This window comes from Caulobacter sp. Root1472, assembly GCF_001426985.1.
Taxonomy (GTDB): domain Bacteria; phylum Pseudomonadota; class Alphaproteobacteria; order Caulobacterales; family Caulobacteraceae; genus Caulobacter; species Caulobacter rhizosphaerae.
The window spans coordinates 211,047-232,831 of the sequence record NZ_LMFX01000049.1; the positions used below are offsets into that span (position 1 = coordinate 211,047).

Annotated in this window: 16 protein-coding genes and 1 pseudogene; 12 read left to right on the plus strand and 5 right to left on the minus strand. The window is 68.9% G+C overall.

The window, feature by feature from the left end:
• The first annotated feature begins 22 nt into the window (after nt 1-22).
• On the plus strand, nt 23-1,081 hold the full coding sequence (locus ASD47_RS23690) for a LacI family DNA-binding transcriptional regulator (protein ID WP_056762076.1): 1,059 nt from the start codon (nt 23-25) through the stop codon (nt 1,079-1,081).
• A gap of 141 nt (nt 1,082-1,222) precedes the next feature.
• Here the strand turns inward: ASD47_RS23690 and ASD47_RS23695 are convergent, their stop codons facing one another.
• A complete protein-coding gene (locus ASD47_RS23695) occupies nt 1,223-1,600 on the minus strand; it encodes a DUF427 domain-containing protein (RefSeq protein WP_056762078.1) in 378 nt (125 codons plus the stop codon).
• Between the two features lie 210 nt (nt 1,601-1,810).
• On the opposite strand from ASD47_RS23695, the gene ASD47_RS23700 reads away from it, so the two are divergent.
• The 5 genes and pseudogenes from ASD47_RS23700 (at nt 1,811) to xylD (ending at nt 6,530) form a co-directional block, all read left to right on the plus strand.
• Complete coding sequence (locus tag ASD47_RS23700) at nt 1,811-2,962, plus strand: fumarylacetoacetate hydrolase family protein (RefSeq protein ID WP_056762080.1); 1,152 nt, start codon at nt 1,811-1,813, stop codon at nt 2,960-2,962.
• Nucleotides 2,963-2,999: 37 nt separating this feature from the next.
• On the plus strand, nt 3,000-3,746 hold the full coding sequence (gene xylB, locus ASD47_RS23705) for a D-xylose 1-dehydrogenase (protein WP_056762082.1): 747 nt from the start codon (nt 3,000-3,002) through the stop codon (nt 3,744-3,746).
• Nucleotides 3,737-3,853: pseudogene (locus tag ASD47_RS27805) on the plus strand (hypothetical protein); the annotation flags it as partial. The gene xylB and the pseudogene ASD47_RS27805, both read left to right, overlap by 10 nt.
• Nucleotides 3,854-3,886: 33 nt before the next feature.
• A complete protein-coding gene (locus ASD47_RS23710; protein ID WP_056762083.1) occupies nt 3,887-4,762 on the plus strand; it encodes an SMP-30/gluconolactonase/LRE family protein in 876 nt (291 codons plus the stop codon).
• Entirely contained in the window at nt 4,749-6,530 is a 1,782-nt protein-coding gene (xylD, locus tag ASD47_RS23715; RefSeq protein WP_056762085.1) for a xylonate dehydratase XylD, read from the plus strand. Before ASD47_RS23710 ends, xylD begins: the two co-directional genes overlap by 14 nt.
• A gap of 159 nt (nt 6,531-6,689) precedes the next feature.
• Here the strand turns inward: xylD and ASD47_RS23720 are convergent, their stop codons facing one another.
• Nucleotides 6,690-8,873 (minus strand): TonB-dependent receptor domain-containing protein, encoded by a 2,184-nt coding sequence (locus ASD47_RS23720; RefSeq protein ID WP_056762088.1) that lies wholly within the window; start codon nt 8,871-8,873, stop codon nt 6,690-6,692.
• 275 nt (nt 8,874-9,148) lie between these two features.
• On the opposite strand from ASD47_RS23720, the gene ASD47_RS23725 reads away from it, so the two are divergent.
• From ASD47_RS23725 to ASD47_RS23735, 3 genes are all read left to right on the plus strand, one after another.
• Entirely contained in the window at nt 9,149-10,588 is a 1,440-nt protein-coding gene (locus tag ASD47_RS23725; RefSeq protein ID WP_056762090.1) for a sugar porter family MFS transporter, read from the plus strand.
• 226 nt (nt 10,589-10,814) lie between these two features.
• Nucleotides 10,815-12,437: a family 43 glycosylhydrolase gene (locus tag ASD47_RS23730; protein ID WP_056762091.1), complete on the plus strand. Its 1,623-nt coding sequence runs from the start codon at nt 10,815-10,817 to the stop codon at nt 12,435-12,437.
• Nucleotides 12,437-13,276, plus strand: coding sequence for a rhamnogalacturonan acetylesterase (locus ASD47_RS23735; RefSeq protein ID WP_056762092.1), 840 nt, complete (start codon nt 12,437-12,439; stop codon nt 13,274-13,276). The genes ASD47_RS23730 and ASD47_RS23735 overlap by 1 nt, the downstream gene beginning before the upstream one ends.
• 83 nt (nt 13,277-13,359) lie before the next feature.
• Here the strand turns inward: ASD47_RS23735 and ASD47_RS23740 are convergent, their stop codons facing one another.
• Nucleotides 13,360-14,127 (minus strand): YceI family protein, encoded by a 768-nt coding sequence (locus tag ASD47_RS23740; protein WP_056762093.1) that lies wholly within the window; start codon nt 14,125-14,127, stop codon nt 13,360-13,362.
• Between the two features lie 217 nt (nt 14,128-14,344).
• Complete coding sequence (locus ASD47_RS23745; RefSeq protein ID WP_056762094.1) at nt 14,345-14,944, minus strand: TetR/AcrR family transcriptional regulator; 600 nt, start codon at nt 14,942-14,944, stop codon at nt 14,345-14,347.
• Between the two features lie 188 nt (nt 14,945-15,132).
• Here ASD47_RS23745 and ASD47_RS23750 point away from each other — a divergent pair, with 188 nt between their 5' ends.
• Genes ASD47_RS23750 through ASD47_RS23760 form a run of 3 tightly spaced genes read left to right on the plus strand, consistent with a single transcriptional unit; the run spans nt 15,133 to nt 20,917 of the window.
• Entirely contained in the window at nt 15,133-16,302 is a 1,170-nt protein-coding gene (locus ASD47_RS23750) for an efflux RND transporter periplasmic adaptor subunit (protein ID WP_056762095.1), read from the plus strand.
• A gap of 12 nt (nt 16,303-16,314) precedes the next feature.
• The gene (locus ASD47_RS23755) at nt 16,315-19,509 is read left to right on the plus strand and encodes an efflux RND transporter permease subunit (protein ID WP_056762096.1); all 3,195 of its coding nucleotides are present in this window, start codon (nt 16,315-16,317) and stop codon (nt 19,507-19,509) included.
• A 1-nt stretch (nt 19,510) separates the two neighbouring features.
• Complete coding sequence (locus ASD47_RS23760) at nt 19,511-20,917, plus strand: efflux transporter outer membrane subunit (RefSeq protein WP_056762097.1); 1,407 nt, start codon at nt 19,511-19,513, stop codon at nt 20,915-20,917.
• 304 nt (nt 20,918-21,221) lie between these two features.
• On the opposite strand, the gene ASD47_RS23765 is transcribed toward ASD47_RS23760, so the two are convergent.
• A complete protein-coding gene (locus ASD47_RS23765; protein ID WP_056762098.1) occupies nt 21,222-21,725 on the minus strand; it encodes a lipocalin-like domain-containing protein in 504 nt (167 codons plus the stop codon).
• Nucleotides 21,726-21,785: the final 60 nt, after the last annotated feature.

Genomic DNA, 21,785 nt, shown 5'->3' on the forward strand with positions numbered 1-21,785 from the left:
GCGATCAAGGGACGGACCATCGATGAACGACCGCAACGAGCGCCAGCGCCGCCGCACGACCCAGAGCGCGACCATCCGCGACGTGGCGGCCCTGGCCGGGGTGTCGCCGATGACCGTGTCGCGGGTGATCAATCGCGAGACCACGGTCAAGGAAGAGACCCGGGCCCTGGTCGAGGCGGCGATCACCGAGCTGAACTACGCCCCCAACCCCGCCGCCCGCAGCCTGGCCGGCTCGGCCCCATTTCGCATCGGCCTGCTCTACGACAACCCCTCGACCGGCTATCTGTCGGAGTTCCTGGTCGGCGCCCTGGACGAGAGCAGCCGCACCGGCGCCCAGGTGGTGATCGAGAAGTGCGCCGAGCCCGAACTGGCCGGCGCCACCCTGACCCGCCTGCTGAAGACCGGCGTCGACGGCCTGATCCTGCCGGCCCCGCTGTGCGAGAGCGCCCAGGTCCTGGCCGAGGTCAAGGCGGCCGGCGCCGCCGCCGTGGCCGTGGCGCCGGGCAAGGCCAGCGCCGACATGGCCACCATCCGCATCGACAACGAGGCCGCCGCCTTCGAGCTGGCCGAGCACCTGCTGGGCCTGGGCCACAAGCGCTTCGGGATCATCAAGGGCCACCCGAACCAGACCGTCAGCCAGCAGCGCCTGGATGGGTTCCTGGCCGCCCTGAAGGCCGCCGGGATTTCGGACGAGAACGTCCGGATCGAGCAGGGCTACTTCACCTACCGCTCGGGCCTGGAGGCCGCCGAGCGACTGCTGGGCGAGGACGACCGACCCACCGCCATCTTCGCCGGCAACGACGACATGGCCGCGGCCACGGCGGGCGTGGCCCACCGCATGGGCCTGGACGTGCCGGAGGACGTGTCGATCGTCGGTTTCGACGACACTTCGATCGCCGCCAACATCTGGCCGGCCCTGACCACCGTCCACCAGCCCATCGCCGCCATGGCCCGCGCCGCCGTCGACCTGGTGCTGGAAGAGATCCGCCGCCAGCGCGGCAAGACCGGCGAGCCCCGCCAGCTGATGCACCCGCACACCCTGATCGTGCGCGATTCGACGGGGCCGGCGCCGGAGGGGTGAGGGCCTAGTTCTAGGCGGCGTTTCGAGCGCCTTCATGAGCGACGCCGCGTAGGCCCTCGTCCTTCGACAAGCTCAGGATGAGGGCCATTGGCAAGCGGCGGTATTTGAAAACCTCATCCTGAGCGAAGCTTCAGGATGAGATCACCCCTCCTCGACGATCCCGTCCACGCGGTCGGGATAGAACGCCAGGTGATCCTGGATCGCCGCCACCGCCGGATGGGCCGACTCATAGGTCCAGACCGCGTTGGCCGAGCGCGCGCCGCCCAGCGGCAGGCTGTAGTAGGAGGCCTCGCCCTTGTACGGGCAGTAGGTGGCGTGGTCGGTGCGGGCCAGCAGCGCCATGTCGACGTCCTTGCGCGGGATGTATTGCACCGGCGGATAGGACGCCTCTTGCAGCGTCAGGGCCTCGCGGGTGTCGGCCACGACCTTGCCGCCCAGGGTGACGACCACGCGTCTTGAATTGCGCGTGATGCTGATCGGGTGGTCGGGGCCCGGGATCCTGATTGGCCGGTCGGTCATGGCGTTGTCCTGCTTGAGCTTGCGCCTCTTACGTGGTTCTACCCACGGCGGTCCGCCAGGGCGCGTCGGCGGGCGCAGCGCGATTTGCCCGTCGCGGCGGGGCTTGCGCTGGGCGTCGTGTTAGCGCTAACAACGTGATCGACGAATGACGGGGGGCGTGGGCGGCGAGTCAAGACCGGTCCCAACGCGCCCGCTAGGGAGAGACGACCGGTGGCCCTCAGTGATTTCCTTCCCGACGACTGGCGCGACGCGACCCTGCTGGGCCGCATCGATTTTGGCCAGGGCCCGACCCCGGTCCTGGTCCGCGGCGGCCGCATCGAGGATGTCAGCCGGATCGCGCCGACGACCTCGGACCTGATGAACGCCTTCGCGCCCGGCGCGGCGATCCCGCGCGGCGAGGACCTGGGTCCGCTGGAAGCGCTGGACGTGCGCGCCGTCTGGGAGAACCCGGAAGGCGCGGCCGCCAAGCTGCTGGCCCCGGTCGACCTGCAGGTGCTGAAGGCGGCCGGCGTGACCTTCGCCGTCTCGACCCTGGAGCGGGTGATCGAGGAGCGGGCCCGCGGCGACGCCGCCGCCGCCTTGCAGATCCGCGAGCAGCTGTCGGCCAGCATGGGCGGCGACCTGCGCAGCGTCGATCCCGGCTCGGAGGGCGCCGAGCGCCTGAAGCAGACCCTGATCAAGAGCGGCCTGTGGTCGCAATATCTGGAAGTCGCCATCGGCCCCGACGCCGAGATCTTCACCAAGGGTCCGACCCTGTCCTCGATGGGCTGGGGCGACCACGTGGGCGTGCGCAGCGACAGCCACTGGAACAATCCCGAGCCTGAGGTCGTGCTGCTGTGCGACGGATCGGGCCGGATCCGCGGCGCCTCGCTGGGCAACGACGTCAACCTGCGCGACTTCGAAGGCCGCTCGGCCCTGCTGCTCAGCAAGGCCAAGGACAACAACGCCTCGTGCGCCATCGGGCCGTTCTTCCGGCTGTTCGACGACGGCTTCAGCCTGGACGACGTCCGCTCGGCCGAGGTGACGCTGAAGATCACCGGCCGCGACAACTTCGTGCTGGACGGCCACAGCAACATGAGCCTGATCAGCCGCGACCCGGCGGTGCTGGCGGGCCAGGCCTATGGCAAGCAGCACCAGTACCCGGACGGCTTCGCCCTGTTCCTGGGCACCATGTTCGCACCGATCCAGGACCGCGACGCGCCGGGCCAGGGCTTCACCCACAAGGTCGGCGACCGCGTGCGGGTGGCCACCCCCAAGCTGGGCGTGCTGGAGAACGAGGTGACCACCTGCGATCTCGCCGCTCCGTGGACGTTCGGCGTCTCCGCCCTGATCCGCAATCTGGCCGGCCGCGGCCTGCTGTGATCTCCCTGAAAATCGTCTCTTCCTGGTCGTGACGCGTATGTCCTCTGCCATCTATCCCAGCCTCAAGGGCAAACGCGTCGTCATCACCGGCGGCGGCTCGGGCATCGGCGCCGGCCTCGTCGCCGGATTCGCGCGCCAGGGCTCCGAGGTGATCTTTCTCGACGTCGCCGACGAGGACTCCAAGGCCCTGGCGGCCCAGCTGTCGGACTCGCCGATCGCGCCGGTCTACAGGCGTTGCGACCTGACCGACCTGGACGCCGTGGCCAAGGCCTTCGCCGAGATCGGCCCCATCGACGTGCTGGTCAACAACGCCGGCAACGACGACCGCCACAAGCTGGCCGAGGTGACGCCCGCCTATTGGGACGAGCGCATGAACGTCAACCTGCGCCACATGCTGTTCTGCACCCAGGCCGTGGCCCCGGGCATGAAGGCGCGCGGCGGCGGGGCGGTGATCAATTTCGGCTCGATCAGCTGGCACCTGGGCCTGGAGGACCTGGTCCTCTACGAAACCGCCAAGGCTGGCATCGAGGGCATGACCCGGGCCCTGGCCCGCGAGCTCGGCCCCGACGACATCCGCGTCACGTGCGTGGTGCCGGGCAACATCAAGACCAAGCGCCAGGAGAAGTGGTACACGCCCGAGGGCGAGGCCGAGATCGTCAAGGCCCAGGCCCTGAAGGGCCGCCTGGTCCCAGACCACGTCGCCTCGCTGGTGATGTTCCTGGCCTCGGACGACGCCAGCCTGTGCACGGGTCACGAATACTGGATCGACGCCGGCTGGCGTTAGTCGCTCTCGGATGCGAAACCCTCGTCCTTCGACAAGCTCAGGATGAGGGTTTCTACTGCGGGCTCAGCAATAGCCCTCATCCTGAGCTTGTCGAAGGACGAGGACGGTCCCGTTGACCGTCAGCTTTCGCGGAGACCACCATGCCTACCCCCATCTGCGTCTGGGATCTGAAAGCCACCCTCGGCGAGGGGCCGATCTGGTCCGCCGAGGAGCAGGCCGTGTGGTTCGTCGACATCAAGAGCCACAAGGTCCACCGCTTCCATCCGGCCAGCGGCGCGACCGCCAGCTTCGACGCCCCCGACCAGGTGACCTTCCTGGCGCCCCGGGCCGGCGGCGGCTTCGTGGCGGGGCTCAAAAGCGGCCTGCACCACTTCCACCCCGACAGCGGCTTCGCCTTCCTGGGCGAGATCGAGGACGCGGCGCTGGACAACCGGCCCAACGACGCCACGGTCGACGGCGCGGGCCGCCTGTGGTTCGGCACCATGCACGACGCCGAGACCACCCTGACCGGCGCGCTCTACCGCCTGGACGAGGCCGGCCGGCCGCTGAAGCAGGACGACGGCGTCTGCATCACCAACGGTCCTTGCGTGTCGCCCGACGGCAAGACCTTCTATCACACCGACACCCTGGAAAAGGTGATCTGGGCCTATGATCTGAGCCCCGAGGGCGAGTTGTCGAACAAGCGCGTGTTCTTCAAGCTCGAGATGGACGACGCCTGGCCCGACGGCTCGGTGGTCGACGCCGAAGGCTATGTCTGGACAGCCCTGTGGGGCGGCCACGGCGCCCTGCGCCTGTCGCCCGAGGGCGAGGTCGTGGACCGGGTGACCCTGGACGCCATCAACGTCACCAAGCCCTGCTTCGGCGGGCCCGACCTGAAGACTCTCTACTTCACCACCGCCCGCAAGGGCCTGAGCGACGAGCAGCTGGCCGCCTATCCCCTGTGCGGCGGCCTATTCGCCCTGCCCGTCGCCGTGGCCGGCCAGCCCCAGTACGAGGTGCGCCTTGACCTCCCCTAACCGTACCCCCCGCCGCTTCCGCTCGCGCGACTGGTTCGATAATCCCGACCATATCGACATGACCGCCCTCTATCTGGAGCGGTTCATGAACTACGGGATCACCCCGGAGGAGCTGCGCAGCGGCAAGCCGATCATCGGCATCGCCCAGACCGGCAGCGACATCTCGCCGTGCAACCGCATCCACCTGGACCTGGTCACCCGGATCCGCGACGGCGTCCGCGACGCCGGCGGCATCCCGATGGAGTTCCCGGTCCACCCGATCTTCGAGAACTGCCGGCGGCCGACGGCGGCCCTGGACCGCAACCTGTCGTACCTGGGCCTGGTCGAGACCCTGCACGGCTATCCGATCGACGCGGTGGTCCTGACCACGGGCTGCGACAAGACCACTCCGGCCGGCATCATGGCCGCCACCACGGTCAACATCCCGGCCATCGTGCTGTCGGGCGGTCCGATGCTGGACGGCTGGCACGACGGCGAGCTGGTCGGCTCGGGCACGGTGATCTGGCGCTCGCGGCGCAAGCTGGCGGCGGGCGAGATCAACGAGGACGAGTTCATCCAGCGCGCCGCCGACAGCGCCCCCTCGGCCGGCCACTGCAACACCATGGGCACCGCCTCGACCATGAACGCCGTGGCCGAGGCCCTGGGCCTGTCGCTGACCGGCTGCGCGGCGATCCCGGCGCCCTATCGCGAACGCGGCCAGATGGCCTATCGCACCGGCCAGCGGATCGTCGACCTGGCCTATGAGGACATCAAGCCCAAGGACATCCTGACCAAGCAGGCGTTCGAGAACGCCATCGCCCTGGTCGCGGCGGCCGGCGGCTCGACCAACGCCCAGCCTCATATCGCCGCCATGGCGCGGCATGCGGGGCTCGAAATCACCGCCGACGACTGGCGCGCGGCCTACGACATCCCGCTGATCGTCAACATGCAGCCGGCCGGCAAGTACCTGGGCGAGCGCTTCCACCGGGCCGGCGGCGCGCCGGCGGTGCTGTGGGAACTGCTGCAGCAGGGCCGCCTGCACGGCGACGTCCTGACCGTCACCGGCAAGACCATGGCCGAGAACCTGGAAGGTCGCGAGACCCGGGACCGCGAGGTGATCTTCCCCTACGCCCAGCCCTTGGCCGAAAAGGCCGGCTTCCTGGTGCTGAAGGGCAACCTGTTCGACTTCGCGATCATGAAGTCCAGCGTGATCGGCGCCGACTTCCGCGCCCGCTACCTCAGCAAGCCCGGCCAGGAGGACATCTTCGAGGCCCGGGCGATCGTGTTCGACGGTTCGGACGACTATCACGCCCGGATCAACGACCCGGCGCTGGAGATCGACGAGCACTGCATCCTGGTGATCCGCGGCGCCGGCCCGATCGGCTGGCCGGGCTCGGCCGAGGTGGTCAACATGCAGCCGCCGGACGCCCTGCTGAAGCGCGGCATCATGAGCCTGCCGACCCTGGGCGACGGCCGCCAGTCGGGCACCGCCGACAGCCCCTCGATCCTCAACGCCTCGCCCGAGAGCGCGGTGGGCGGCGGCCTGTCGTGGCTGCGCACCGGCGACACCATCCGCATCGACCTGAACACCGGCCGCTGCGACGCCCTGGTGGACGAGGCGACGATCGCCGAACGCCGCAAGGAAGGCATCCCCGCCGTGCCGGCGACCATGACGCCCTGGCAGGAGATCTACCGCGCCCATACAGGCCAGTTGGAGACCGGCGGGGTGCTGGAGTTCGCGGTCAAGTACCAGGACCTGGCCAGCAAGCTTCCGCGGCACAACCACTAGGGTATTAGGCGGCCAACACTTGCCCCTACGGACCGCTTCGCGGTCGTCTTCCCCCACAGGGGGAAGAGCTTCGCGCCATAGGCTCCGCCCCCTTTGGGGGCGGACAGACCGCGCAGCGGTCAGGTGGGGGCAAGTGGGCGTGATCCCACGCCCGCCGCCCTACCCGCCCACCGCCCCGCCGCCGAAGTCGAACTGCTCGGGCCGGGCCTTGCCGCCGCCGAAGCTGTAGGTGAAGCCGAAGAACACCGCCCGCACATTGGCGCGCCGCTCGGCGCGCTCCCGCAGCCACGGCGTATCGATGACCGTCACGTCCTTGAACGCGTTCAGCACGTCGTTGGCCGTGACCACGAAGTTCAGCCGGTCGCTGACCTTGCGGCGATAGCCCAGGTTCAGCAGCGAGATCGGTTCGCGGTAGCCCTGCGGCATCAGGCGCCGGCCGGACGTGAAGCCGTTCAGCTGGAAGAAGTCCTTGGGCGTGGCCTGCCAGCTGAGGCTGGCGCGGCCCGACAGCGTCGTGCCCGACCGCTTGCCGGCGAAGCCCAGGTCGCTGGCGTCGATCTCGTTCCAGAAGGCGTTGCCGCTGATGTTGTAGCTGAGCTTGGGCGTCAGCTTGCCGTTGGCCACCAGCTCCAGGCCGCCGTTGCGGCTCTTGGCCAGGTTCTCGCGGGTGTTCAGGAACACGCCGCCGCCCAGGTCGCTGACCACGTCGGTGACGCCGTCGCGGCTCTCGCGGTAATAGGCCGTGGCCAGGTACGAGGCCGGGCCCTTGCGGTACTGCCAGCCCAGTTCGTAGGAGTCGGTGACCTGCGGCTTCAGGTCGGGATTGCCGGCCCGGTAGTTGTTGGGGTCCTGGTAGATCCGGTAGGGGTTCAGGTCCTGGACCTGCGGGCGCTGGACCCGCCGGCTGTAGTTGGCGGTCAGGGTCTGGGTCTGGCTGACGGTGTAGCCCAGGTGCAGCGACGGATAGACCCGGAAGTAGCTGTTGTCGTCCTTCTGGCCCGAGGTCACCTGGTCCGTGCGGATCTCGACCTGCTCGGCCCGCAACCCGGCCAGGGCCGTGAAGTCGCCGAACGGCCGCTCGTAGGTGACATAGCCGGCATAGACGTCCTGGTCGTAGAGGAAGCGGTTGGTGCGGCTGGGATCCACGATCTGCCCGGCCAGCGACGGGCCGCGGGTTCCATGGTTGTCGTAGTCGTTGTCGACGCCTTCCAGGTCGAGCCCGGTCTTCAGCTTGGCCTCGTCGGACATCGGACGGGTGTAGTCGAGCTTGAAGTTGACCCGGTTCTGGTCAGCGCCGAACCCGAAGGTTTCGTAGACGTCGGCGCTGGTCGCGTTGTCGATGAAGGCCTGGCTGTCGCGCTGGAAGTCGGTGACCTCGTATTCCAGGTGAGCGTCCAGTTCGTGCTCGGCGCCCTTGAACTGGTGGCGCCAGTCGCCGCTGACCGCGCCGTTCTTGCGGTCCATCTTGGCGCTGGACGCGCGGGTATAGGCCAGGGCCGGGGCGCTGGGCGGCGCGCCCAGGACCGTGAAGGTCTCTTCGCCGCCGGTGCTGTAGTCCATGCCCCGGAACCGCACCTCGCCGCTGAGCCGGTCCTTCGGGGTGAGGTTGTAGTCGATCCCGCCGCGCAGGTTCACCGCGCTGCCCGCGTTCTTGAACGCCCCGTCCTGCACGGTGTGCGCGCCGGGGTTGGCGGCGGTGGTCGTGTCGCGTTCGTCGGTCGACCAGAACTTCTGCCGGTCGTAGCGGAAGCCGGCGTCGCCCGAGAGGGTCAGCTTGCCCTTGACCAGGTTGCCGGTCACGCCGGTGTTGTAGCGGCCGTCGGGCCCGACGTTCAGCTTGAACGAGCCGGTGGCGCCGGGCTTGCGGGTCTTCTTGGTGATCAGGTTGATGATCCCGGCCGTGCCGTCGGGACGGTAGGCGGCCGAGGGGTTGGTCATCACCTCGACCCGGTCGATCTGGTCGGCCGGCATCTGCTGCAGGGCGTCGGCCTTGCCGTCGCCGTTGAACATGCTGGACGGCTTGCCGTCGATCATGATCGTCACATTGGGATCGCCGCGCAGGCTGACATTGCCCTGCACGTCGACCTCGACCGAGGGGATGTTGCGCAGGGCGTCGGCGATCGAGCCGGTCTTGGCGGTCAGGTCGTTGGCGACGCTGTAGCTGCGGCGGTCGATCGAGGTGCGCATGGCGGTGGAGTCGCTGGTCACGGTCACGCCCTCGACGGCGGTCGGGGACTCGGCCGGCTTGCCGGCGGGCGCGGGCTTGGCGGTCGTCGGCGCCGCCTGGGCCAGGTTCGGCGACAGGCCCGCCACGGCGGCGAGCAACAGGACGTTCAGACGCAACGGACTTCCCCCGAAGAAACCGTCGGCGGACGCTCGCCCCCGACGCCAAGGCTAAGACGCCATCGGAGCCCGCGGGGCAAATGTCTTTTCGGCAATGTTCATGCGCAGACCCGGTGGAGGACGGATGACAACGTTGCCAATGCGTCTTAAGCCTGGACATCTTGAGGGTGCTTGCGACCTGATACCGCTAACATTAAGGTCGGGCCAACCAAGAGCCCAGAATGGGACTCGTTAGGGATCAAACGCGGCCTGCGGGCCAATCGGGGAAGACCAAAGTGGCATCAGTTTCGAGCGCCGGGCCCAGCCCTGGCATGAGCGCCGACGGCGCCAAGGTGAATATCGCCTTCATCGCCGCCATCGTGGCCGTCGCCACCATCGGCGGCTTCATGTTCGGCTACGACAGCGGCGTCATCAACGGCACGCAGGAAGGCCTGGAGAAGGCGTTCAGCCTCAGCAAGCTGGGCACCGGCCTGAACGTCGGCGCCATCCTGATCGGCTGCGCCGTCGGCGCCTTCGCCGCCGGCCGCCTGGCCGACGTCTGGGGCCGGCGCACGGTGATGATCATCGCGTCCCTGCTGTTCCTGGTCAGCGCCCTGGGCACGGGCGCCTCGCATACCTCGCTGGTGTTCATCGCCTTCCGCCTGCTGGGCGGCCTGGGCGTCGGCGCGGCCAGCGTGCTGTGCCCGGTCTACATCTCGGAAGTCACGCCCGCCAACATCCGCGGCCGCCTGTCGTCCGTGCAGCAGATCATGATCATCACCGGCCTGACCGGCGCGTTCGTGGCCAACTACATCCTGGCCCACACCGCCGGCAGCTCGACCGCGCCGTTCTGGATGGGTCTGCCCGCCTGGCGCTGGATGTTCTGGATGCAGACCATCCCCGCCGCGATCTTCTTCTTCAGCCTGCTGTCGATCCCGGAGAGCCCGCGCTATCTGGTCGCCAAGGGCAAGGACGCCGAGGCCGAGAAGATCCTGTCGCGCCTGTTCGGCGCCGGCCAGGGCGCCGGCAAGGTGGCCGAGATCCGCGCTTCGCTGGCCGCCGACCACCACAAGCCCAAGCTGGCCGACCTGCTGGACCCGACCACCAAGAAGATCCGCCTGATCGTCTGGGCCGGCCTGGTCCTGGCCGTGTTCCAGCAGCTGGTCGGCATCAACATCGTCTTCTACTACGGCTCGGTGCTGTGGCAGTCGGTGGGCTTCACCGAGGACGACAGCCTGAAGATCAACATCCTGTCGGGCGCGCTGTCGATCCTGGCCTGCCTGGCCACGATCGCCGTCATCGACAAGATCGGCCGCAAGCCGCTGCTGCTGATCGGCTCGGCCGGCATGGCCGTGACCCTGGGGATCCTGACCTGGTGCTTCTCGACCGCCACCACGGTGAACGGCGCCCTGCACCTGGCCGACAACACCGGCGTGATCGCCCTGTTCGCGGCCAACGCCTATGTGGTGTTCTTCAACCTCAGCTGGGGCCCGGTCATGTGGGTCATGCTGGGCGAGATGTTCCCCAACCAGATGCGCGGCTCGGCCCTGGCCGTCGCCGGCTTCGCCCAGTGGATCGCCAACTTCGCCATCTCGGTCAGCTTCCCGTCGATGGCCGCCAAGAGCCTGCCGATGACCTACGGCTTCTACGCCCTCAGCGCCCTGGTCTCGTTCTTCCTGGTCCAGAAACTGGTCCAGGAGACGCGCGGCAAGGAGCTGGAGGCGATGGAGGGCTGACGGCCTCTTCCCTCCCATTTTGAGGGGGGACAAGTATTTAAAGAAACGCCCGGGAGGTTCCGCCTCCCGGGCGTTTTCTTGTGCGGTTTTCGGTGCGCCGGACGTCGCTTTCACGGGCCGCCCCACGCCCGGAAAACCGCGAATGACACCGGTGGACAAGATGGTTTCCTTGTCGCTAAGTGGCCGCTAACAAGCCGTGCGACGTGCAAGTCGGGAGGAAGTTTTCATGGTCGACATCAACCGCCGCGGCGCCCTGGGCTCCCTGCTGACCGGCGCGGCCGTGGCCGCCGTTCCCGCCGCCTCCCACGCCCAGATGGGGACGCTGCCCAGCGCGCCGACGCCCGGCGCCGGACCGACCTGGGCCAAGGGGATCGAAGGCCAGCGCAAGGCCGACCTGGGCGACGGGACCTTCCTCAATCCCATCCTGGCCGGCGACCACCCCGACCCGTCGATCCTCAAGGACGGCGACAACTACTACATGACCCACTCGTCGTTCGACGCCTATCCGGGCCTGCTGATCTGGCGTTCGAAGGACCTGGTGAACTGGACGCCGGTCGGCCCGGCCCTGAAGACCAATGTCGGCTCGATCTGGGCCCCCGAACTCTGCAAGCACAAGGGCCGCTACTACATCTACCTGCCGGCCAAGTTCCCCGACAACAACACCAGCTACGTGATCTGGGCCGACCGGATCGAGGGCCCATGGAGCGAGCCGGTCGACCTGAAGCTGCCCCGCTACATCGACCCCGGCCACGTGGTCGACGAGAAGGGCGTGCGCTGGCTGTTCCTGTCGGGCGGCGACCGCATCCAGCTGGCTCCCGACGGCCTGTCGACGGTGGGCCAGCCCGAGCACGTCTACAATCCCTGGCGCTATCCCGACGACTGGGACGTCGAGGGCTTCTCGCCCGAGGGCCCCAAGGTGATGAGGCGCGGCGACTACTATTACCTGGTCACCGCCGTGGGCGGCACGGCCGGCCCGCCGACCGGCCACATGGTCATCGTCGCCCGCGCCAAGTCGCTGGCCGGCCCGTGGGAGGACGATCCGAAGAACCCGGTCGTGCGCACCACCAACAACAGCGAGAAATGGTGGTCGCGCGGCCACGCCACCCTGGTCGAGGGTCCGGCCGGCGACTGGTGGACCGTCTATCACGGCTATGAAAACGGCTTCTACACCCTGGGCCGCCAGACCCTGCTGGCGCCGGTGACCTGGACCAAGGACGGCTGGTTCGAGGTCGGCGGCGGCGATCTTTCCAAACCCCTCGCCAAGCCCAAGGGCGGCAAGGTTGTGCCGCACGGCATGGCCTTGTCGGACGACTTCAGGGCCGACAAGTACGGCGTGCAGTGGAGCTTCTTCGACCCCAAGCCGAACGAGCGCGACCGGATCAGGCGCGAAGGCGGGGCGCTGACCCTGAAGGGCGCCGGCGAGGCGCCCTCGACCGGCGCGCCGCTGATCTTCGTCAACGGCGACCAGGCCTACGAGATCGAGTGCGAGATCGAGGTCGATCCGGAGACCCGCGCCGGCCTGATCCTGTTCTACGACCGCCAGCTCTATTGCGGCCTGGGCTTCGACACGAAGAACTTCGTCACCCACCAGTACGGCATCGAGCGCGGCCGGCCGGCCAATCCGCACGGCGCCAAGATGCTGATGCGGCTGCGCAACGACCGCCACATCGTCAGCTTTCACACCAGCGGCGACGGCGGGGCGACCTGGAAGCGGTTTGACCGCGGCATGGAGGTCTCGGGCTACCACCATAATGTGCGTGGCGGCTTCCTGATGCTGAAGCCGGGCCTCTACGCGGCCGGCAAGGGTTCGGCGCGGTTCAAGGGGTTCAAGTACCGGGCGCTGGCGTGATGCGCTTACTCCTCGCCGCGGCCCTGGTCGCGACGCCCGCCCTCGCCCAGGCCCCCGCCGATCCTCCGCCGTTCAAGGCGACCAAGATCGTGCTGGTCGGCGACTCCACCACGGCGGTGAACAGCGGCTGGGGCGGGGCGTTCTGCGCGACGCGGGTGACCTCGAACGTCGCCTGCGTGAACCTGGGGCGCGGCGGCCGCAGCACCAAGACCTACCGGGCCGAGGGCTCCTGGACCCTGGCCCTGGGCGAGATGAAGGGCGGTCCGTTCGCCGAGACCTATGTCCTGATCCAGTTCGGCCACAACGACGCCTACGGCCGGGCCGAGCGGCTGACCGACCTGAAGACCAGCTTTCCCGAAAACCTGAAACGCTATGTCGCCGAAGCGCGCGCGGCCGGCGCCCGTCCGGTGCTGGTCACGCCGCTGTCGCGCCGGCAGTTCAAGGACGGCAGGCTGGTCGACGACCTGGTCCCGTGGGCCCGGGCGGTCCGGGCGGTCGCCGCGGAGACGGTGACGCCGCTGGTCGACCTGAACGCCCGCAGCGCCGAGGCGGCCCAGGCCCTGGGCTCGCTGAAGGCCGCCGCCTGGGCCGAGGCCCCGCCCTCGCCCGACCTGGCCAAGGCGATCGCCGGCGGCACGACGGTGGGCGTCAAGTTCTACGAACCACCGATCCCCGGCGCCGCGCCCGTGCCGATGGATCCGCCCGGGACGGCGCCCGCGAACCCGTCGAAGTTCGACTACACCCACCTGGGGCCGGCAGGGGCGGCGGCGTGTTCGGAGATCGTCGCCGAGGAGCTGGTAAGGGCGGTTCCGGACTTGGCGCGGAACCTGGTTCGGTGACCAATAAACCGCTCATCCCGGCGAAGGCCAGGATGAGCGGATAGAGGTGGGGACACGCACAAGTGCCTGTCCCCAATCCGGGGCTACTGGGCCGGAGCCGCCGCCGGAGCCTTCGCGTCGGCCAGCGGCGGGCCGCTGAACTCGGCTTCGATCGTCACCTCGACCGCGTCGCCGACGCCCATGGTCGTGCCCGGGGCCGGGACGCCGAAGCCCATGCCGAACTCCGAACGGTTGAACGTGCCCTTGGCCGAGAAGCCGATGCGGGCGTGCGGGTCCATCGGGTGGCCGGCGTAGCCGCCGTTGAAGGTGGCGTCCAGCACCACCGGCTTGGTCACGCCGTGCAGGGTGAAGTCGCCGGTGACCTTGGCGGTGTTGGCGCCGGTGACCTCGACCTTGGTCGAGCGGAAGGTGATCGTCGGATACTGGGCGGTATCGAACCAGGCCTTGCCGGTCAGCTCGTCCTTGAAGCCGGCCGGCGGGTTGGGCAGGGTCAGCGACTTGGGATCGATCGTCGCCTCGACGCTGGAGGCCGACGGATTGGCCGGGTCGAACTTCAGCTTGGCGTCAAAGTCGCTGAACCGCGCGGTGTAGTGCGAGAAGCCCAGGTGGTTGACCTTGAACTCCAGGCTGGCGTGGGCGGGATCCAGCTTGTAGTCGCCGGCCGGGACCTTGGGCATGACGAACTTGTCCGCCGTCGCCGCGGGCGCCGCGGCCGGCGACGAGGCTGACGGGGCGGGCGCGTCGGTCTTCTTGTCGGCCGGCGGCGAACAGGCCGCCAAGGCCAGGGCGGCGGCGCCGGCGGTCAGCCAGAGAACCCGCCGCGCGTGCGGACGGACAGTCGAATAGGTCATGGCGTCTTCCCTTTTTTGTTGGCGGCCCGAAGGCCCGCGCGCCGTTCCCGGTCAAATCCGAGGCGCGCGATCCCACGAAGGACGCACGACGGCGCGCTGTCCCGACATGGGGCCGCTTTTTTCTGGTCACAACTTGACGTTAGGGAAGGTGTAGCGGTCTTGTCCATCGCTACGTCGACGTCCCCTGTGGAGACGGTTCTTGAGCAGTCTCGCCGCCCTAGGTCAGAAGTTGCCGGACCGTCTCGCGCAGGACCCGCGTGAGGGGCTCGCGGTCGGTGTCGGGGTGGTTGACGGCGCGGATGATCATGCCGTCGAACAGCAGGCCCACGGCCTCGCAGCGCGCCTGGAACTCGGCGTCGCTCCATTCGGGCTTGCGGCTGCGGTCCAGCATGGCCTGGGCGTAGACCCGCTCCTGCTCGTCGGCGGCCCGCAGGATCGCGGCCACCTTCGGATTGCGGCTGGCCTCGGCCAGGACCTCCAGGGTCAGGGCCGCGCGGCCCAGGTCGAAGCACTTGTCGACGGCCTCGGGCAGGTGTTCGGACAGGGCGTCGATCAGGCTGCCCGGCCGGCTTTCCATCTCGGCGAACTTCTCGCGCATCTCGGCCAGGTCCTGGGCGACGATGGCGGCGATGATCGCCTCCTTGTTCTCGAAGTAGCGGTAGATCTGGCCCACGCTCAGGCCCGCGGTCTTGGCGATCTCGGCCATGCTCGCGCCGTGGAACCCGGCCTGCCGCACGCAGTCGCACGCGGCGTCCAGGATCTGCTGGCGTCGGGCCTCAGGCGTCGGCCGCGGCGTGGTGTTGGCCTCGTCGATCATCGAAAACTTCGTTTCCCAATTAAATTTCCGTCACGTCAAGCTGGACGGAACCCCCGAGGTTGACTTGCGACAACCTCGGACCTATGTCCAGCCCCGTTGAGAATGAACGTTCATTCTCATGTTGGTCACCAAGGGGGCGTCGTCAAGGCCGAAGGCCTGCGGCGCCCTGTCGCTACTGGGGTTTCTGTATGTCCTTCGACCGTTCTCGCGCCGCCCTGTCGGCGGCCTCCCTGGCGGCCATCGCTCTAACCCTGGCGGCCTGCGGCCAAGCCAAGGGCGGCCCCGGCGGCGGCATGGGGCCCGGCGGCCCGACGCCGGTCGGCGTGGTGGTGGCCAAGACCGAGCCCGTCACCCTGACCAGCGAACTGACCGGCCGCACCTCGGCCTATCTGGTCTCGGAGGTGCGTCCGCAGGTCGGCGGCATCGTCAAGGCCCGCCTGTTCCAGGAAGGCGGCTACGTGCGCGCCGGCCAGCCGCTCTATCAGATCGATCCGGCCACCTTCCAGGCCGCCTACAACAGCGCCGCGGCCGGCCTGGCCCAGGCCCAGGCGACCGCCACGGCCGCGAAGCTGAAGGCGGACCGCTACAAGGAGCTGGTCGCCATTAACGCCGTCTCCAAGCAGGACAATGACGACGCCCAGGCCGCCAGTCTCCAGGCCGTCGCCAACGTCGCCGCCCAGAAGGCCGCCCTGGAGAGCGCCCGCATCAACCTGGGCTGGACCAGGGTCGTTTCGCCGATCTCGGGCCGCATCGGCAAGAGCTCGGTCACGCCCGGCGCCCTGGTCACCGCCAGCCAGGCCACCGCCCTGGCCACGGTGCAGGACCTGTCCAAGGTCTATGTCGACCTGACCCAGTCCTCGGCCGAGATGCTGAAGCTGCAGGCGGCGCTGAACAGCGGCCAGCTGGGCCGCAGCGGCTCGGCCCAGGTGACCCTGAAGCTGGAAGACGGCTCGACCTATCCGATCGCCGGCCGCCTGGAGTTCTCGGACGTCACGGTCGACCCGACCACCGGCTCGGTCGGCCTGCGCGCCACCTTCGACAATCCCAACGGCGTGCTGCTGCCGGGCATGTATGTCCGCGCCGTGCTCGGCAAGGGCGTGGCCAGCGACGGCATGCTGATCCCGCAGGCGGCCGTCAGCCGCGATCCCAAGGGTAACGCCACCGTGATGGTGGTCGGCGCCAAGGGCGCGGCCGAGCCCCGCCAGATCGTCACCACCCAGACGGTGGGCGACAAGTGGCTGGTGACCTCGGGCCTGAAGCCCGGCGACCAGGTCATCGTCGAGGGCCTGCAGAAGGTCCGCCCCGGCGCCCCGGTGAAGCCGGCCGTCATCACCGCCCCCGCCCCCGCTGCTCAGTAAGGCCGGCCCCTCATGCTTTCCCGTTTCTTCATCGACCGGCCGATCTTCGCGTGGGTCGTCGCGATCGTCATCATGCTGGCGGGGGCCCTGGCCATCCGCAGCCTGCCGATCGCCCAATATCCCAACATCGCCCTGCCCCAGGTGTCGATCAACGCCATCTATCCCGGCGCGTCGGCCAAGACCGTCGAGGACAGCGTCACCCAGGTCATCGAGCAGAAGATGAAGGGCCTGGACGGTCTGGACTACATGTCGTCGACCAGTGACAGCTCGGGCTCGGCCACCACCACCCTGACCTTCAAGGCCGGCACCAACATCGACATCGCCCAGGTGCAGGTACAGAACAAGCTGCAGACGGCCACCGCTCTGCTGCCGCAGGAAGTGCAGCAGCAGGGCCTGACCGTGGCCAAGTCGGCCCGGAACTTCCTGCTGATCATCGGCATGTATTCCGAGGATCCCAAGACCACCAACACCGACCTGGCCGACTACATCGCCAGCAACCTGCAGGACCCCCTCAGCCGCGTCGACGGCGTGGGCGAGGTCCAGCTGTTCGGCGCCCAGTACGCCATGCGCATCTGGCTGGATCCCAACAAGCTGGCCAGCTACAGCCTGACCCCGGCCGACGTAATCGCCGCCATCCGGGCCCAGAACGCTCAGGTCTCGGCCGGCCAGCTGGGCGGCGTGCCCAACCTGCCGGGCACGGCCCTGAACGCCACGATCACGGCCCAGTCGCGCCTCTCCACCCCGGCGCAGTTCCAGGAGATCATCGTCAAGAACAGCGCCGGCGGCGCGATCGTGCACCTGCGCGACGTGGCCCGGGTCGAGCTGGGGGCTGAAAGCTACGGCTTCGGCGCCAAGTACAACGGCAAGCCCGCCGCGGGCCTGGCCATCCGCCTGGCCCCCGGCGCCAACGCCCTGAACACCGCCGACGCCGTCAAGGAACGGGTCGAGCAGCTGTCCAAGACCTTCCCGGCCAGCTACCGGTACGTGGTTCCCTACGACTCGACGCCGTTCGTGAAGCTGTCGATTGAGGAGGTGATCAAGACCCTGGTCGAAGCCATCGTCCTGGTCTTCATCGTCATGTTCCTGTTCCTGCAGAACTGGCGCGCGACGCTGATCCCGACCATCGCCGTGCCGGTCGTCCTGCTGGGCACCTTCGGGGTGCTGGCGGCCTTCGGCTACTCGATCAACACCCTGACCATGTTCGGCCTGGTGCTGGCCATCGGCCTGCTGGTCGACGACGCCATCGTCGTGGTCGAGAACGTCGAGCGGGTGATGAGCGAGGAAGGGCTCAGTCCCATCGAGGCCACCCGCAAGTCGATGAACGAGATCACCGGCGCTCTGATCGGCATCGCGCTGGTTCTGGCCGCGGTGTTCGTGCCCATGGCCTTCTTCGGCGGCTCGCAGGGCGTGATCTACCGCCAGTTCTCGATCACCATCGTCTCGGCCATGGCCCTGTCGGTGCTGGTCGCCCTGATCCTGACGCCCGCCCTGTGCGCCACCCTGCTCAAGCCCGTCACCCACGGCGAGGGCCACGTCCTGAAGACCGACCACCAGGGCCCGCTCGGCGCCGTGACCAACCTGGTCAACCGCTTCTTCAACTGGTTCAACCGCAACTTCAACGACGTCAGCCGCCGCTATCAGGGCGGCGTCCGCGGCCTGCTGGGCAAGAGCGGCCGCTGGATGCTGGCCTATGGCGTGATCATCCTGGTGATGGGCTTCCTGTTCATCCGCCTGCCCAGCGCCTTCCTGCCCGAGGAAGACCAGGGCACGATGTTCACCCTGGTCCAGCTGCCGCCCGGCGCGCCGGAAGAGCGGACCCAGGCCGTGCTCGACACCGTGCGCAACCACTTCCTGGTCGACGAGAAGGAGTCGGTCCAGGCGGTGTTCACCGTCGCCGGCTTCAGCTTCGCCGGCGCGGGCCAGAACGCCGGCCTGGCCTTCATCCGCCTGCGGGACTTCGACGAACGCAAGGCCGCCAACCTGAAGGCTCAGGCCGTCGCCGGCCGCGCCATGGGCAAGTTCATGCAGATCCGCGACGCCATGGTCTTCGCGGTGGTGCCGCCGGCTGTGCCGGAACTGGGCACCTCGTCGGGCTTTGACTTCCAGCTGCAGGACATCGGCGGCGTCGGCCACGACGCCCTGATCGCCGCCCGCAACCAGGTGCTGGGCATGGCCGCCCAGGATCCCAGCCTGGCCGGCGTGCGTCCCAACGGCCAGGACGACACCCCGCAGCTGAAGATCGACATCGACCAGGCCAAGGCCGGGGCGATGGGCCTGACCACAGCCGACATCAACGCCGCGCTCAGCGCCGCGTGGGGCGGCTCGTACGTCAACGACTTCATCGACCGCGGTCGGATCAAGAAGGTCTATGTCCAGGCCGACGCGCCCTACCGCATGCGGCCCGAGGACCTGGACAGCTGGTACGTCCGCACCAGCACCGGCACCATGGCGCCGTTCTCGTCCTTCGCGACCAGCCGCTGGATCTACGGTTCGCCGCGCCTGGAACGCTACAATGGCCTGTCGTCGGTCAACATCCAGGGCGCGCCCGCCCCGGGCAAGAGCTCGGGCCAGGCCATGGCCGCCATGGAGAAGATCGCCGCCCAGCTGCCGCCCGGAATCGGCTACGAGTGGACCGGCCTGTCGGCCCAGGAACGCGAGTCCGGCAACCAGGCCCCGGCCCTGTACGGAATCTCGATCCTGGTGGTGTTCCTGCTGCTGGCGGCGCTCTACGAGAGCTGGTCGATCCCGCTGTCGGTGATCATGGTCATCCCGCTGGGGATCGTCGGCGCCCTGCTGGCGACCACCCTGCGCGGCCTCAGCAACGACATCTACTTCCAGGTGGGCCTGCTGACGACCATGGGCCTGGCCTCCAAGAACGCCATCCTGATCGTCGAGTTCGCCAAGGACCTGCACGAGCAGGGCAAGGACCTGGTCGAGGCCACCGTGGAAGCCGTCCGCATCCGCCTGCGCCCGATCATCATGACCTCGCTGGCCTTCGTCTTCGGCGTGCTGCCTTTGGCGATTTCCAACGGGGCTGGATCAGGGAGCCAGCACGCGATCGGCACCGGCGTGATCGGCGGCATGATCTCGGCCACCCTGCTGGCGATCTTCTTCGTCCCGCTGTTCTTCGTGATCGTCGAGCGGATCTTCAAACCCAAGCCGCGTCGCCACGACGAGGCCGTCACGACTCCGGTCGAGAGCCACTAAGATGCTTGTCCGTAACCTGACCCTCTCCCTGCTCGCGGCCTCAGCCCTGAGCGCCTGCACCCTGGCGCCCAAGACCGTGCGTCCGGCCCTGGCGGTCGACAACGCCTGGCCGATCGCCCAGGCCAACGGTTCGGCGACCTCCGCCGCCGACCTGGCCTGGCGCGAGGTGTTCATCGATCCGCGCCTGCAAGGGGTGATCGACCTGGCGCTGAGCAACAACCGCGACCTGCGCGTGGCGGTGCTGAACATCGAGCGGGCCCGCGCCCAGTACCGCATCCAGCGCGCGGCCCTCGTGCCGGGCATCGACGCCACGGCGACGGGCGCGCGGGGCCAGAACTCGGCCGCCCAGACCCAGCCAGGCGTCTCGCGCGACGTCGAGGCCTACACCGCAGGCGTGGGCGTCACGGCCTGGGAGCTGGACCTGTTCGGACGGGTCCGCAGCCTCAAGGACGCGGCTCTGCAGAGCTACCTGTCCACCCGCGAGACCAGCCGCTCGGTGCAGATCAGCCTGATCGCCCAGACCGCCAACAGCTGGCTGGCCCTGGCCGCCGACCAGGACCTGCTGGCCCTGGCCCAGGAGACCCTGCGCACGCGGGAAGAGTCGCTGAAGCTGATCCGCAGCCGCTTCGACGCCGGCGCGGCCAACCAGCTGGACCTTCGCCAGGCCGAGACCCTGGCCGAGACCGCTCGCTCGGACGTGGCGACCTATGTCGCCCAGGTCGAGCAGGACAAGAACGCCCTGCGGCTGGTGGTCGGCGCCGACGTGCCCGCCGACCTGCTGCCGGCCGGCGGCCTGGTCACCGCCCAGATCCTGCCGGACCTGCCGCCCGGCATCCCGTCCGACGTGCTGACCCGCCGCCCCGACGTGCTGGCCGCCGAACATGACCTGGCCGGCGCCAACGCCAATATCGGCGCGGCGCGGGCGGCGTTCTTCCCGAGCATCAGCCTGACGGCCTCGACCGGCGTCGCCAGCGGCTCGCTGAGCAGCCTGTTCGACAGCGGCAACGGGACCTGGAGCTTCGCCCCGCGCATCAGCCTGCCGATCTTCGCTGGCGGGGCCAATGTCGCCAATCTCGACAGCGCCAAGGCCAGCCGCGACATCGCGGTGGCCAACTATGAGAAGGCGGTGCAGACCGCGTTCCGCGAGGTCTCCGACGGCTTGGCCGTGCAGTCGACGATCCAGGACCGGGTCGGCTCGCAGGAGCGCCTGGTCGCCGCCGCCAACGACTCGGTCCGCCTGTCGCGGGCTCGGTATGGGGCGGGGATCGACAGCTCCCTGACCCTGCTGGACGCCCAGCGAACGCTCTACACCGCCCAGCAGGGCCTGATCGGCGCTCGCCTGGCGCGGGCCACCAACCTGGCCACGCTATACAAGTCGCTCGGCGGCGGCGCTCCCGCCGCCCGCTGAGCTGCACCGATCCCCCGACCCCAGCGGGGGAGTGCTAGCGGCGTCGCCCCCCGACGCCGTCAAGCCGGAAGGGGCGCGCTCCCCCCAGATCCCGCGCGCCCCTTCCAACCTTGGGGGTTGGAACCTTTTCCCTCTATCCAGCCGTCATTCCCGCCCCTGTGGCGGGAACCCCTGGTTCAGCTGACGGGCAAGATCGCTTGGCGCGCCAGCGCGCCGCACCACTGCACCTGCGGCGGACAGAGGCCTTCCCGCCACAAGGGCGGGAATGACGGTCGAGAGGGGAGCGCGCCGAAGCCGAAGCCCCTCACCGTTCGCGTCGCCACGCCGAGATCGGGACCGAGCCGTCGGCGCGCGGCGTCGGCACCTGGTAGCTGAGGCTGTCGGCGGTCAGGACGTACTTGCGGCGTTGCTCGGTCCCTTCCCAGTTCGGGAACGAGGCCCCCTCGATCCGGAAGACCAGCACATGGGCGGCCGTGTCGACGGCCACGGTCCCGTAGTGGGTGGATGACCCCATCGCCGCGCTGGCGAGCTCGTCTGGCGTGGCCGTCGCCTTGTCGCCCGAGGCGACACGCAGACGCTCGCCGCTGAAGATCTGCAGGCTGTAGCGCCCCTGGGCGTCGATGATCAGCCGGCCCTTGGGGTGCTCGCCATAGTCGCGGCTGCGCGACCCGTCGGGTGCCAGGCGATCGGCCGCCGTCAGGGTCCAGGTTCCGGCCAGCGAGGACTCGGCGGCCGTAGCGCCAGTGGCCAGCAGCATTGTCGCCAGGGCCGCGCTCGCGCCCAGACCTCGCCTATGGATCAGGTTCATGTCGCCTCCAGCTCGTAACCTATTTATCAGGTTAGCTTGCCGATCCTTCGCGAAACACTG

What these genes read in the sequence shown, in the direction of transcription:
- ASD47_RS23755 (WP_056762096.1), top strand. Translation starts at nt 16,315, where the DNA reads ATGCTTTCCCGTTTCTTCATCGACCGGCCGATCTTCGCGTGGGTCGTC.
- ASD47_RS23735 (WP_056762092.1), top strand. Translation starts at nt 12,437, where the DNA reads ATGCGCTTACTCCTCGCCGCGGCCCTGGTCGCGACGCCCGCCCTCGCC.
- ASD47_RS23695 (WP_056762078.1), bottom strand. Translation starts at nt 1,600, where the DNA reads ATGACCGACCGGCCAATCAGGATCCCGGGCCCCGACCACCCGATCAGC.
- ASD47_RS23745 (WP_056762094.1), bottom strand. Translation starts at nt 14,944, where the DNA reads ATGATCGACGAGGCCAACACCACGCCGCGGCCGACGCCTGAGGCCCGA.
- ASD47_RS23760 (WP_056762097.1), top strand. Translation starts at nt 19,511, where the DNA reads ATGCTTGTCCGTAACCTGACCCTCTCCCTGCTCGCGGCCTCAGCCCTG.
- ASD47_RS23740 (WP_056762093.1), bottom strand. Translation starts at nt 14,127, where the DNA reads ATGACCTATTCGACTGTCCGTCCGCACGCGCGGCGGGTTCTCTGGCTG.
- ASD47_RS23750 (WP_056762095.1), top strand. Translation starts at nt 15,133, where the DNA reads ATGTCCTTCGACCGTTCTCGCGCCGCCCTGTCGGCGGCCTCCCTGGCG.
- ASD47_RS23765 (WP_056762098.1), bottom strand. Translation starts at nt 21,725, where the DNA reads ATGAACCTGATCCATAGGCGAGGTCTGGGCGCGAGCGCGGCCCTGGCG.
- xylB (WP_056762082.1), top strand. Translation starts at nt 3,000, where the DNA reads ATGTCCTCTGCCATCTATCCCAGCCTCAAGGGCAAACGCGTCGTCATC.
- ASD47_RS23690 (WP_056762076.1), top strand. Translation starts at nt 23, where the DNA reads ATGAACGACCGCAACGAGCGCCAGCGCCGCCGCACGACCCAGAGCGCG.
- ASD47_RS23730 (WP_056762091.1), top strand. Translation starts at nt 10,815, where the DNA reads ATGGTCGACATCAACCGCCGCGGCGCCCTGGGCTCCCTGCTGACCGGC.
- ASD47_RS23710 (WP_056762083.1), top strand. Translation starts at nt 3,887, where the DNA reads ATGCCTACCCCCATCTGCGTCTGGGATCTGAAAGCCACCCTCGGCGAG.